Below are 12,320 nucleotides of genomic sequence, written 5' to 3' on the forward strand. Positions count from 1 at the left end.
ACCCTAAAAAGTTGTGGCGGTCCGGAATACCGAGCCGCCACTATGAAACACCCGACTAGCGCAACGACAGGTGTCGAGACAGCGAGTTGTGGGCAAACCAGTAGCCGATAATCAGCAGGGGGATCATGCTCAGCGTTCCCAGCGGAAGGAATATGCCAGTCCCCTCGTTAGTCCGCGAGAGAATAGAGCCGAAAAGCAGCTTTGCCTGGGCGTCACCTGCCAAACTCGTAATGTGCAACGTCACCGGCACCAGGAAAGTAAACAGAGCCAACACCGCTTCATAAACCACATAGATGAGAATGGCGCTGATGGTCACCGCTTTGTTGGTGGACAGGTAAGCGAATCCGAAACGATTGGCTAGGGCGGAAAAGCACACCACCCACAGCACAAACTGTGCAGCTGTCAGCAGCAAGGTCACGATTATGAAGACGATGAGAACTACGGGAGCGCCTTGCAGGAGTTTCCCGATGGCTTCCCAGGGCGCCACGAATTTGTCGCCAAAGCTTAGCTTGGCGCCTGCCGCCCCCGCCATCTGGGTAAAGATAACCCAAGTCAGCGCCAGGCAGCTCCAACAAATGCTGAGCAGAACCGCGATAAACAGCCACAGGGACTTCGTCCCCAGCACGATTCCCCCCGAGACGGGCAAGGTGTTTGTAAAGTAGCCGCGTTGCCCGTAGGTGGTCTGGTAGTAATACTTGGAACCCGTGATAAACACGAGGAAAGGAATGATGATTGACACCACGGTACCGAGGGTGGTCCCCGTTACCGACAGGAAACTTAGGTTAGTGAGGCTCAACAGCCCCGAGGCAAACACCACCGCCAAGCCAAGAACCAGATAAAGCAACAGTTGCCAGCCCATTTCCCTGGCTTCATACTTGAATAACTTAGCAAACATGGGAGTATTCCTTCCTAAAGATTTGATCCAGGGACATACCGTAGGCTTCCCGCAGCTCATCGGCTTCGCCCTGTTTGAACAGTTTGCCCGCGTGCAGGAATACGGCTTCGTCCAGCACCGGCTCAATGTCGGTAACCAGGTGGGTGGAAATAAACAGAGTCGCTTCGGGGTTCCACCCTTTCACAATGGTGTCCAGCAGGGCTTGGCGCGCCGCCGGGTCCACTCCCGAAATCGGCTCATCCAGCAGGTAAAGTCGGGCGGAGCGTGACATTATCAGCGCTAGCTGCAGTTTTTCACGCATCCCTTTGCTCATATGGTTGGTGGTTTGGCGGCGTTGTAGCCCCAGAAATTCCACCAGTTCCATGGCTTTTCTCGCATCAAAGTCCGCGAAATAATCCGCGTGCCGGTTGATAGCCGCTGCTACGCTGATTGATTCGGGCAGCCAGGCGGCATCAGGCAGGAAAGAGGTCATGGCTTTGGTTTTCGCCCCAATCTCGTGACCACCAATGCGGACTTGCCCGCTGGTGGGTTCCAGTACGCCTGCCAAGATTTTTAGCAGGGTGGTCTTGCCGGAGCCATTTTCACCCAGCAAACCGATGATTTTTCCGGCATTCAAGTTAAGGGTGAGCTGGTCCAGTGCCGGCTTTGTCACCCCGTTTACTTTGATACCCCAATAACGTTTGGTGAGGTTGGACACTTCCACCAAGGGTTGCATCTCAATCACGTCCTTTCCATTGACTATTCAACAGATCTTGGGCTTCGCCCAGGCTTAGTCCCAAAGTTTTCATGTCTGTTATGAAGTTGCGCACGGAGGTTTTCGCCAGATTCCTGCCAAGTTCCCGGACAGCCCGGATATCCTCGGTGACGAAACGCCCCAAGCCCCGGCGCGAAGCAACCAAGCCGGTGCGCTCCAGCTCGGTTAACGCCTTTTGCATAGTGTTGGGATTGACCCCGTACTCGGCGGATAAATCGCGCACAGAAGGAATCTGAGAACCCCGCTCCCACGCTCCGCTGGTGATGCGCCGTGAGAAGTCATCAAGTAACTGACGCCAAATGGGCGTTCCAGTATCAAAATCCATCAGCTTCTCCTTACCTAAACAAACGCGGTACCATGTTTGTGTACTACAACACTAATACACCATCACACAGCTGTCAAGGGGAAACTTTTTCCGGGGTAAATAGAGGGGGATTCAGCTTAGCCCCATAGAGAGGGCCAGAATATCCCCAGTTCGCCAGCCAGTTTTCGCAACAAGGGCAGAGAAATCCCGATGACATTGTGCGGATCACCCTCGATGCCACTAATGAATGCCCCGCCCAAACCGTCAATGGTAAACGAGCCAGCGACTTCCAGCGGTTCCCCGCTAGCCACGTAGGCGCGGACCTCTGCCTCGCTGAACTGCGCAAAATGCACCACGGTAGACTCGGTGCGCCCCACTTCTGCAACCGGTTCGGCTGCCTCGCTGCGCAAACGCATCACCCAATGCCCGGTGTGCAACACCCCCGAATCTCCCGACAGGGCACGCACCCGCGCGAGGGCAACCTCCGGATCGTGGGGTTTACCCAACACTTCGCCATGAAACTCCAGCATGGAGTCACAGCCCACCAATAAGGTATCCTCCCCCGGACACCGCGACGTCTCGAGTTCCCCCGCTACTGCCCGCGCTTTTGCCTGCGCCAAAGCCAAAACCTGCGCCGCGGGATCAGCCCCCCGGGCGCGCAGCTTGGTCAGCAAAGCGTCCTCGTCCACGCGAGAAACCTGCACCACCGGGCACAACCCCGCCCCCTGCAACACTTTGCGTCGCGCCGGCGAAGCGGAAGCCAACACCAAGCTCACCGCAGCAGTACCCCTTACAGAATCAGATCTTTCCATGCCTCTAGCTTAATCGCGCGGGTTTAGATCGCCGCAACCCAGCCAGCACCACAGCCGTTCCCGCAGTTCAGCCCTGATGCACCCAGCATCCACTACCGGCGGACATCGCACCGTTGGACGCACCGAAAATGCGGAAAACTACTGTTAAAATTAAGCGTTCCGTTGAATAGCGCAACGGGTCAAAAAAGGGTAAAGTTTTATGCGATGATGACTTAGAGTTTCCATAATCTCCCAGTTTATGAACACCCGCATTATTCCAGAGTGTCGGTCAAAGAAGAGAGAACAGAACCGGGAGGAATAAACACGAAAGCAGAGGAACAGGAATGACCAGAGTCCTTTTAGTCGAAGACGATCCCGCCATCGCGGAACCGCTGACTCGCGCTCTACAGCGGGAAGGCTACGAGGTCGGAGCGCACGTTACAGGCGGTTCTGCCCTGAAACAAGTCAATGACTCCGACATGGTGATTTTGGACTTGGGGCTGCCTGACATGGACGGTCTGGATGTGGCACGCACGATTCGCGCCCAAGGTATCACCATTCCGATTCTGATTCTGACCGCGCGTACCGGCGAAGTCGACATGGTGGTGGGCTTGGATGCTGGTGCGGACGATTATGTGACCAAGCCGTTCCGTCTGGGCGAGCTGCTGGCTCGCGTGCGGGCGCTGCTGCGGCGTTCTGGCGGGGAAATCACTGAGGAAAGTGACCTTTCCGCACAGGACGTGCGCATTGAGGTTTCCGCTCATCGTGCTTTCCAGGGGACACGGGAATTACAGCTGACCGCGAAAGAATTTGAACTGTTGCGAGTGCTGGTGCGCGAGGCTGGCGCGGTCGTGGAGCGGGAAGCCATCATGCGGGAAGTGTGGGGCGGGGACCCGTCGGGTTCCACCAAGACCCTGGACATGCACGTCTCGTGGCTGCGCCGCAAACTCGGTGATGACGCGAACAATCCGCATTACATCACCACGGTGCGCGGCATGGGCTTCCGCTTTGAAACTGCCTAGCCCTTGCGCAAGCAAATCCTGGTTTCTATCCTCAGCGCGGTAACAATTGCTGTGCTGCTGCTGGGTGTACCTTTGGCAGCTTTCGCCGTTAATCAGCTGTGGGACTCGGCACGCGCGGATGTTGACGCAGCAGCTAAACAGTATGCTCTGGCTCTGGATCGCACTTCCCTGACCGGGCACTACGTGACTGACGTCACCATAGCGAGCTGGCTGTGGCCGGGACGCGCTGCCGACACCAGGGTGGAAGTCACCACTCACGACGGGCGCGACCTAAGCTTCGGGACTCGCCCGGTGTTTCCGCTGGTCTCCCGAGTCGAGACTGCCACGGGTGCCACCTTGACGGTAATTTCTTCGTCAGACAACGCCCGTTCACGTTCCGTGGTGTTCGTTTTGGTGACTCTTTCCGGGGTGGCAGCATCAGTCTTTGTCGGCGCGTTTATCGCGATGCGGTCGTCCCGTCGGATTTCAGCACCGCTGATTTATCTGTCTGCCCAAGCCGAACAGCTCGGTTCTGGCGGGGTACGCCCGCGGGTGACCCCTTCCGGGATTGAAGAAATCGACCTGGTGCAAGACGAACTGGTTCGTGCCAGTGAAAATCTGGCAGGACGTATCGCCGCGGAACGCCAGTTCGCTTCGGATGTCTCCCACCAGCTGCGCACTCCGCTGACTGCCCTGTCTATGCGACTGGAAGAAATCCAGATGATCAGCAGCGAACCGGAGGTACAGCAAGAAGCCGAACAGTGCCTGGACCAGCTGGAACGCCTGACCGGCGTGATTGAAGACCTGAAACGTAACTCTCAGAACGCAGGCGGGGGCACCACCCAGGCGATTAACGTGGACGAATTCCTGGTACACCAGCAAAACGAGTGGGAAAACCAGTTCCGAGCGGCGGATCGCCCGCTGGTGTTCCGTAATGAAACGGACCGTCCCGCCCTGGCTACCCCCGGTTCACTCGGTCAGGTCATCGCCACCCTGCTGGAGAATTCGTTGAAATACGGGGCAGGCACGACTACCGTGCGCGCGAAGATGAGTGGCAACAAGAAGGGCATGTATTTCGAGGTCAGCGACGAGGGTCCGGGGGTGGATGACGAAATCGCCCCGGATATTTTTAAGAAGGGCGTTTCGGGACACGGTTCGACCGGGATTGGCTTGGCGCTGGCGAAGCAGCTCATTGAGGCGGACGGCGGGAAACTCGAACTCATTGTGCGCCGACCCCCGACGTTCCAGGCTTTTGTCGCCACCGTACCGGCATCTCTGGATCCGAACAAGGTGTTGCCCCAGGGTGCCATTATTTCCGTCTCCCATCCCAAGCGCCGATTCTGACTTTCCCGGTTTCTGCGGCGATTTTCCCCGGTAAAGGGCGTTTCCCTGGATAGGATTTTTTTGTGGATGATTTTCGGGAAGGTAACTGGCTGTTGCGTGCCGATGCCGCGGCCGGTTTGCGGGCGCTGCACCAGGCTGGGCAACGTGTGCAAATGATTTACATCGACCCGCCCTATAACACCGGAAACACTTTCGCCTACCACGATCGGCGCGCCAAGGACGAGTGGCTTGCGATGATGCACCCGCTGCTGGCGACAGCCCGCGAAATCCTCACCCCAGATGGTCTCATCTTTATCTCGATTGACTTTAACCAACTGTGTGAGCTGAAACTGGAGATGGATCGCACTTTTGGCACCGAAAACCTCATTGGTAACTTTGTATGGGTTTCTAACTTGAAAGGTCGCCAGCTGGGGGCAGGACCTGCCGGAACGCACGAGTACATCTTGACCTATGCCCGTGACGCGACGCAGGTCGGCAAGCTCCGCGGTCGCACCGAGCTTTTGCAAAAACTCATGCCTGCCGTGTACCACCTGCCCCAGCGCCAGGTAAAGCATGATGCGCGCGGGGAGTATGTCACCAAGAACGAGCTGTATAACACGAACTCAAAGTTCAACGAGGTCACTGCCCCTTCGATGGTGTTTGACATCCTCTATCATCCCCAGACCGGGGCGGTACGCACCAGTGAGGTCGGGGCGGCGGACCCCGAACTGGCTGCTGCCGGCTGGATTTGCGCTCACCCTCATCCAAATGCGAAACCGGGACTCAAGTACCACGCGTGGCGTTGGTCGCGGGCGAAAGTGGAACGAGATTACGCAGACCTGGAATTTCAGGTGCGCGGACGGGGAGCACATCGCCATCTAAAGATTTATACCAAAATCCGTAACTTTCACGAAACTGCCCTGAAAGACCTGGTTATCGGACCCTCAACAATTTCGGGACAGCGGGAACTACAGCGTCTGGGTCTGGGCGGATTGTTTGAAACTCCAAAGCCCACGAAGCTGCTACAAGTCCTCATCGAGGCCGCCACCAGCCCCGGCGATACGGTCCTGGATTTCTTCGCCGGCTCGGGCACTACCGGGCAGGCGGCACACACCGCGGGGCGACGGTTTGTGTTGATTCAACTGGAAGAGCCGTTCAGCTCGGCTAAATCCACCCCCGTTAGCGAGCATGGACTCGACACTATTGCTGACCTGACAGCCGCGCGGCTGCGAGCCGCCCACGTCCCTTTCCGAGAAACGACACTGTAACCATCCCCGACCATCCCCGCAGTGCTCACCGGCACCCTTGCGAATGCCCTTGTGAACGCCCTTATGAACATCCCCTCGGGCACAGCCTTCGGCGGTATCCCGCGGAACTCCGACCTGCCACGACCGTGTACTGCCACGATTCCCCCCGCCCCCGACCCGCCTTGGTGCAGAAACCCTGAAATATCTGTGAAAAACCGGGAAATACGTGGTAAATCCGACTTGTGCTAGGCTTGATTCCCAAGAAAGTCTAAATAGTTTGCCACCATTAAGGAAGGTCATAGTATGAATTCTCCCAGCCGTAAAGGCTTCGACACCTACCTTTTAATTTCCGGGTTTGCCCTGTTTGCCATGTTTTTCGGCGCGGGCAACTTGATTTTTCCCTTCCAAGTCGGCGTCAGCGGGGGCGCCAATGTAATTCCCGCAGTCATCGGCATTTTGCTGACAGGCGTGCTGTTCCCCGTGGCAGGGATGATGGCGGCGTCCACCGACGCTTACGGCGCGGGGCGAATTGCCGACCGCATCGGGCACATTCCGGGGCTGATTTTGACCGTCGCGGTATTCCTGTTTTGTGGAATGTGTTACGCGATGCCCCGCGTGGCTACCGTGTCTTGGGAGATGGCTATCCGCCCTTTGACCAGCTTGGGAACCCAGACCGGGGATAACGCCGCGAATCACGTCGGGCTGTTTATTTACTCGCTGATCTTCTTTGCCATCGTGTTGATTCTGTTGAACCGCCCCGATCGGATGCTGGACCGCATCGGACAGTACCTGACCCCGGCGCTGCTGATTTTGCTGCTGGTGATGATTGCCATCGCCATGTTTAAACTGCCCAGTGTCGAAACGATTCACCCCAATCCGTCCTATCAGGCTTCGCCCTTTACTGCCGGGTTGATTACCGGCTACGGCACGATGGACGCTCTAGCATCCCTGGTGTTCGGGGTGGTCATCATCACCCAGTTGCACGCTCACGGCTACAACGAAAAGCGTTCCGTGTTCCGGGCGACGACCTTTACTGCGGGTATTGCGGGAGCATCCCTGGCTATCGTTTACACGGGCTTGGCATTTGTGGGTACCCGCGTAGCGGATCAGGAGATTGCTAACCCGGCAGCCGGTCTGTCCTTGGCGGCGCAAATGATTTTCGGACCAATCGGACAAAGCCTGTTCTCGATTATCGTGTTCCTGGCATGCTTGACCACCGCTACCGGGCTGATGGGAGCTTCAACTCAGTACTTCTGCGATTTGCTCCCGAAGGTACACCGTTCCGCTATGCTGGCGATTCACGTGGTGATTTCCCTGCTGGTGGCTAATCTGGGTCTCGAGAACATCCTCGCCATCGTGGTGACGATTGGGTTGGCGACCTATCCTCCGGCAATCTGCCTGATTATGATCGCCCTGCTGGATTACACCATGAAACGCCAGCTGTTCTGGACCTACCGGCTCTCCGCCTGGGTAGCCACCCTAATCGGGATTTTTGAAGCCATCTCTACTTTCAAGCTCCCGGCTTGGGAGCACGTCACCGGCTGGCAGCAGGCTTTGCAAGATGTTTTGCATGTCCTTCCGCTGGGCGACGTGCAGATGGGCTGGCTGACCCCCGCTCTCGCTGGGGTCGCGGTCGGTATCGCCATTGACCTGCTGCACCCCATTGATGTGGCCAAATTGCCGATGTCCCAGACTCCGACCGGGATTCCCGACCGGGACTCAGAGAAAGACGACCTGCCTGTCGAAGGCTAAATCTAAATGTCTGTGTGGGGCTCTGCCGACCGGCAGAGCCCCACACATTTACCTAAATCAAACGGCGGTGAGTTAGAAACGGAACTTTTCCATCTCTGTTTGCAGACCTCTTGACTGGTTTGCCAGCTCTTTGGTCTGGTCTACCATTCGTCGCAAAGCTGCCGAGGAATTATCTGCACCGTGAGCCACCGAGGCAATATTTTCGGCAATCTGACCGGCACCAGCGGCCGCGTCCTGAACGGAACGTGACATTTCGTTGGTAGTGGCAGACTGTTCTTCCACCGCGGCAGCGATTGTGGTCTGGTAATCGTTGATGCTGGAAATAATCACTGAAATCCGCTCAATGGCACTGACCGCAGCCTCGGTATCCTGCTGGATTTGAGTGATTCGCGCACCAATATTTTCAGTAGCGGCCCCTGTTTGTGCCGCGAGATCTTTGACCTCCCCTGCCACCACGGCAAAGCCTTTACCGGCTTCGCCCGCGCGGGCAGCCTCAATGGTCGCGTTCAGGGCCAACAGGTTAGTTTGTTCGGCAATAGCCGTGATTTCACGGATGACCTCACCAACTTCCTTGCTAGATTCGCCCAGCTTTTCCACCACTTGACTGGTTTCTGCCGCAACCGCGGTAGCCTCACCTGCGACGCGCGCAGCATCGTTAGCATTGGCAGAAATTTCGCGTATGGAGGCACCCATTTCTTCTGCCCCGGCAGCAACGGTTTGAATTGACTGGGATACTTCATTCGCAGCGTTGCTAACCAATTCGGCTTCGGAACGCACTTGTACGGCTGCCGCCGCAGACTCATCAGCTTCCCGCGCCAAATCCATCGCGGTGGCATTGACATTGCCAGTCAAGCTCGCAGACTGGGTAATCAACTCGCCGATTTCAGTGACCGAGCGGTCCATTCCCTGGCAAATCGAACCCATTTCGTCGCGGGCTTCATAAGCGGTGCGTTGCGTGAGGTCACCGTGACCCATCGCCGCGACGACATCATTAACCAGCTGTAGCGGACGGCTTATGACCCGGTACAGCAATATCCCCAGTGCCAATCCGATTGCTAACGCCAGTGCCAACAATATGCCGATGATGATAATGGAACTGAGCCGGGTGTAGTCCACATCGGCCTTCCGCTCCCGCTCCAGCGCGGTAAAGCGTTCGGTGATGGTGTTATAGGCATCATAATAGGCTTGGCGCGCATTTTGATACGACTCACCCTGGAGACGCTGCGAGTAGAGAGCACGGTCGTCCACAAGGGCGGCTGATACCAGTTCGTCTTCCAATACCTTTTGCCAGTGGTCGATTGCGGCAAAGTATTCATCGAGTTCTGGCACAGTTTGCGCGATGGGGTTAGAAGTGATTTCCTGACGCATTTTTTCCACATCGGATTGTTTAGCCTTGAACGCTTCATGGAACTTATTCTTTTCGGCAGGAGTAGGTAAGCCTAAAGTTAGCAACACATCAGAACGGGTCGAAATCAGGGTGGCATCCATGGCTGCCATTGACCGCGAGAACTGGCTGACAGCCAGCAAGCGGTCCGCGTCATCGCCTAGGGTGTTGAGTTTCACAATAGAGTATCCCGAGAGCACTACCATCAGTGCCAACAAGGCAGCAATAACGGTGGTGAACTTGGCAGACAGCTTTAGATTCGAAAATAAGTTTCGCTGAATCTTTGTGCTTACCCTCTTTGCTGGCGCTTCAGAACTTCCTGATTCCATAGCGTAATTCCTATCGTTGATTGTTGGATTATTAGACTTTATTTTTCTTACCATCGGTCAGTTTTTATTGCGCGGCCCGTAATAAAGTCACGGCGCGAGCAATATCATGGCATAACCGATAGCTCATAATAACCCGACTGCAACGCTTTGCTATTTATTTCAAAAAATTAACCACATACATATAAAGCAAGCACTGCAATTCCGTGCAGTGCTTGCTTTATATGTACTATCAAATCACGGTTTTCGGAGTGCCGCGCACTCCGAAAATGTGACTACTTCAAGGTGACGGTAGCGCCGGCCTCTTCGAGTTCAGCCTTGGCCTTTTCAGCGTCTTCCTTCTTGGCACCTTCGAGGATGGCCTTGGGAGCGCCATCAACCAGGTCCTTGGCTTCCTTCAAGCCCAGACCGGTCAGAGCCTTGACAACCTTGATAACCGGAACCTTGGAGGCGCCAGCGTTCTCGAGCACGACGTCAAATTCGGTCTGCTCTTCGCCACCAGCAGCGTCGCCACCAGCAGCCGGAGCAGCAGCCACGGCTACAGCAGCCGGAGCAGCAGCGGTCACGTCAAAGACCTCTTCGAACTTCTTCACGAAGTCGGAGATCTCAATCAGGGTCATATCCTTGAACACGTCGATCAGTTCATCAACAGTCATTTTCGCCATTTTTGGCATCCTTTCGGTTTATCCACCTGGTGATTCCTGCACACCGGGCGTCGCTCTCGCTGATGCGAGCGCTTTTTTCTTTGAATCTAGGTCTAAAGTAAAGCGCCTTAGGCCGCGAGCTTTTCGCGGTAGGCGTCGATGGTACGAACCGTCTTGGAGGCCGAAGCCTGGAACAGCCCGGCAGCGCGAGTTTGCAGCGCCTTGAGCAATCCAGCGGACTTCGCCAGCAAAACTTCGCGGGATTCCAGGGAAGCGAGTTTCTTAACCGCATCGGTGTCGAGGATTTCCCCGTCCATGATGCCAGCCTTCAAAACCAGCGCCTTGTTTTCCTTCGCAAAGGTATCCAGAGCCTTAGCGACGCTAACGACATCGCCATCGGCAGGAACGAAAGCAATCGCGGTCGGTCCCACGAGGTATTCGTCGAGACCTTCCAGCCCAGCTTCCTTCATAGCCAGCTTCGCGAGCTTGTTCTTCGCTACGGAGTAACGCACGTCCGTACCGAGCGAGGTACGCAGCTCTTTCATCTGCTTTACGGTCAGACCACGGTATTCGGTCAAAATAACAGCGGCGGAGTCCTTCGCGGATGCCGCGAGAGACTGCACATCTGTGACTTTATCAGGCCTTGCCATGAGCCCTCCTTCCGTTTTTAGCCGGCTGCACGGGATTCGGGCAATAAAAAAGCCCCGCGCGCAAGAGCCGGGGCGTACAGATAGGGTTTCCGTCCGTTTTCTGGGTTTTATTGCCACAGAAGGTCGGTGGGTACCGTTCATGATTCGCTTATCGTTTCCTGCGCAGGCTCAGCTATCGCTGAATTATCCGTTCGGACCGGCGGTCTTAGGCTCGTTCAGGCTAGCACATTGCCCGCTTGGAGCCAAATTACGGTATCTGCACGCGGAGCTTGCCACTAGGCAACTCCGGTTGCTGGAGTTAGTGGAATGCTTGGCACCAACGACCGTTTTCACCCCACCGAACATCCCTTTCACGAAAGCGAAATCGCCACCACCTGCATTTTTACCAAAACGAGAGATGAAGATAACCCTGAATCTGTGTTGAAATCGGTCATTCGTGTCCGCGCTAGGGGTGCAGAAGCTGCTCAATGGCGTGACGCCGCCGGTTTAAAGTGGTACCGGGTTGGTCGAACTTGGTGAACTGCCAGGGGGCAGCCAGACTCATGAAAGTATTAATGGCGACTTCCGGGCTGGTTTTCATTTCGTTTTGCAGCCAGGAGCGAATAATTACGAAAGTATTTTGCACCTGCTGCTCGGCAGCCATCTCTATCCAAAGCTCACCGTTGTTTTCTCCGGAATAAGTCACGTAATCCAGGACGTAGCGACGCAGGTATTGGTGAAAATAGTCGCTGAAATAGCCGCGCGTTCCCGACGAGGGCACGTCGAGGAAAATATGCCCGTAGACTTCGGCGTGACTGGCAATATGCTCCAGCAGCTCGATATAAATTTCGCGCCAGCGCAACAGGTAGTTTTCCCGGCTGGCACGGAGTAGCTGACCGATAGCCGGGAAGAACTCGTGGATTTCTGCCAGTAAACACTTGGCTAAAAGTTCGGCGGGGCTGGAGGCGTGAGCGTAAAACGTCCCTCGAGACACGCCCGCAGTTTTCGTTAGTTCTGACACGGAGACATCTTCTGGAGCCCGCGTGGCGCAGAGACGCAAAATGGCTTCATTCAGATTGGCTCGCGCGCGGGCATAGCGCGGATCCATCACTACTTCTCCACTCGGAAAGTTCAAAGGCTCATTTCTCGCCACAAAAGCATTGTGGCACAACCCTGAGACAGCCCGAAACAAAATGAGAATAACACAATACCCTATTGAACACCTGTCCAATAGGGCGTAATATAATTCCCGAAGCAAAGTGACTTCATT

12 protein-coding genes are annotated in these 12,320 nt (G+C 55.8%); 4 read left to right on the plus strand and 8 right to left on the minus strand.

Annotation, left to right across the window (positions count from 1 at the left end; all coding sequences use genetic code 11):
* Positions 1-55 precede the first annotated feature (55 nt).
* The 4 genes from HMPREF0574_RS03955 to HMPREF0574_RS03970 all read right to left on the minus strand — a co-directional run bounded on the left by HMPREF0574_RS03955 (position 56) and on the right by HMPREF0574_RS03970 (position 2,765).
* Complete coding sequence (locus HMPREF0574_RS03955) at positions 56-895, minus strand: hypothetical protein (protein WP_004007404.1); 840 nt, start codon at positions 893-895, stop codon at positions 56-58.
* Positions 885-1,619: an ABC transporter ATP-binding protein gene (locus HMPREF0574_RS03960; RefSeq protein ID WP_004007405.1), complete on the minus strand. Its 735-nt coding sequence runs from the start codon at positions 1,617-1,619 to the stop codon at positions 885-887. The genes HMPREF0574_RS03955 and HMPREF0574_RS03960 overlap by 11 nt, the downstream gene beginning before the upstream one ends.
* The gene (locus HMPREF0574_RS03965) at positions 1,612-1,974 is read right to left on the minus strand and encodes a GntR family transcriptional regulator (protein ID WP_004007406.1); all 363 of its coding nucleotides are present in this window, start codon (positions 1,972-1,974) and stop codon (positions 1,612-1,614) included. Before HMPREF0574_RS03965 ends, HMPREF0574_RS03960 begins: the two co-directional genes overlap by 8 nt.
* 116 nt (positions 1,975-2,090) lie before the next feature.
* The gene (locus HMPREF0574_RS03970; RefSeq protein ID WP_004007407.1) at positions 2,091-2,765 is read right to left on the minus strand and encodes a Maf family protein; all 675 of its coding nucleotides are present in this window, start codon (positions 2,763-2,765) and stop codon (positions 2,091-2,093) included.
* Between the two features lie 323 nt (positions 2,766-3,088).
* Here HMPREF0574_RS03970 and HMPREF0574_RS03975 point away from each other — a divergent pair, with 323 nt between their 5' ends.
* From HMPREF0574_RS03975 to brnQ, 4 genes are all read left to right on the plus strand, one after another.
* The gene (locus HMPREF0574_RS03975) at positions 3,089-3,766 is read left to right on the plus strand and encodes a response regulator transcription factor (RefSeq protein ID WP_004007408.1); all 678 of its coding nucleotides are present in this window, start codon (positions 3,089-3,091) and stop codon (positions 3,764-3,766) included.
* A 3-nt stretch (positions 3,767-3,769) separates the two neighbouring features.
* Positions 3,770-5,089, plus strand: a complete 1,320-nt coding sequence (locus HMPREF0574_RS03980) for a HAMP domain-containing sensor histidine kinase (RefSeq protein ID WP_004007409.1) — start codon at positions 3,770-3,772, stop codon at positions 5,087-5,089.
* A gap of 62 nt (positions 5,090-5,151) precedes the next feature.
* On the plus strand, positions 5,152-6,336 hold the full coding sequence (locus tag HMPREF0574_RS03985) for a site-specific DNA-methyltransferase (RefSeq protein ID WP_004007410.1): 1,185 nt from the start codon (positions 5,152-5,154) through the stop codon (positions 6,334-6,336).
* Between the two features lie 282 nt (positions 6,337-6,618).
* Entirely contained in the window at positions 6,619-8,067 is a 1,449-nt protein-coding gene (gene brnQ / locus HMPREF0574_RS03990) for a branched-chain amino acid transport system II carrier protein (RefSeq protein WP_004007411.1), read from the plus strand.
* Between the two features lie 72 nt (positions 8,068-8,139).
* On the opposite strand, the gene HMPREF0574_RS03995 is transcribed toward brnQ, so the two are convergent.
* The 4 genes from HMPREF0574_RS03995 to HMPREF0574_RS04010 all read right to left on the minus strand — a co-directional run bounded on the left by HMPREF0574_RS03995 (position 8,140) and on the right by HMPREF0574_RS04010 (position 12,203).
* Positions 8,140-9,834: a methyl-accepting chemotaxis protein gene (locus tag HMPREF0574_RS03995; protein WP_004007412.1), complete on the minus strand. Its 1,695-nt coding sequence runs from the start codon at positions 9,832-9,834 to the stop codon at positions 8,140-8,142.
* Positions 9,835-10,052: 218 nt separating this feature from the next.
* Positions 10,053-10,442, minus strand: coding sequence for a 50S ribosomal protein L7/L12 (gene rplL, locus HMPREF0574_RS04000; RefSeq protein WP_004007413.1), 390 nt, complete (start codon positions 10,440-10,442; stop codon positions 10,053-10,055).
* A 107-nt stretch (positions 10,443-10,549) separates the two neighbouring features.
* Positions 10,550-11,071 carry a 50S ribosomal protein L10 gene (rplJ, locus tag HMPREF0574_RS04005; RefSeq protein ID WP_004007414.1) on the minus strand — a complete coding sequence of 174 codons (522 nt, stop codon included), beginning with the start codon at positions 11,069-11,071 and terminating at the stop codon, positions 10,550-10,552.
* 445 nt (positions 11,072-11,516) lie between these two features.
* Positions 11,517-12,203: a TetR/AcrR family transcriptional regulator gene (locus HMPREF0574_RS04010; protein WP_236585819.1), complete on the minus strand. Its 687-nt coding sequence runs from the start codon at positions 12,201-12,203 to the stop codon at positions 11,517-11,519.
* Positions 12,204-12,320 lie beyond the last annotated feature (117 nt).

Origin of the sequence: Mobiluncus curtisii subsp. curtisii ATCC 35241 (genome assembly GCF_000146285.1) — a bacterium.
Classification (GTDB): Bacteria; Actinomycetota; Actinomycetes; order Actinomycetales; family Actinomycetaceae; genus Mobiluncus; species Mobiluncus curtisii.

What these genes read in the sequence shown, in the direction of transcription:
- HMPREF0574_RS03955 (WP_004007404.1), bottom strand. Translation starts at nt 895, where the DNA reads ATGTTTGCTAAGTTATTCAAGTATGAAGCCAGGGAAATGGGCTGGCAA.
- HMPREF0574_RS03965 (WP_004007406.1), bottom strand. Translation starts at nt 1,974, where the DNA reads ATGGATTTTGATACTGGAACGCCCATTTGGCGTCAGTTACTTGATGAC.
- HMPREF0574_RS03970 (WP_004007407.1), bottom strand. Translation starts at nt 2,765, where the DNA reads ATGGAAAGATCTGATTCTGTAAGGGGTACTGCTGCGGTGAGCTTGGTG.
- HMPREF0574_RS03975 (WP_004007408.1), top strand. Translation starts at nt 3,089, where the DNA reads ATGACCAGAGTCCTTTTAGTCGAAGACGATCCCGCCATCGCGGAACCG.
- brnQ (WP_004007411.1), top strand. Translation starts at nt 6,619, where the DNA reads ATGAATTCTCCCAGCCGTAAAGGCTTCGACACCTACCTTTTAATTTCC.
- HMPREF0574_RS03995 (WP_004007412.1), bottom strand. Translation starts at nt 9,834, where the DNA reads ATGGTAAGAAAAATAAAGTCTAATAATCCAACAATCAACGATAGGAAT.
- rplL (WP_004007413.1), bottom strand. Translation starts at nt 10,442, where the DNA reads ATGGCGAAAATGACTGTTGATGAACTGATCGACGTGTTCAAGGATATG.
- rplJ (WP_004007414.1), bottom strand. Translation starts at nt 11,071, where the DNA reads ATGGCAAGGCCTGATAAAGTCACAGATGTGCAGTCTCTCGCGGCATCC.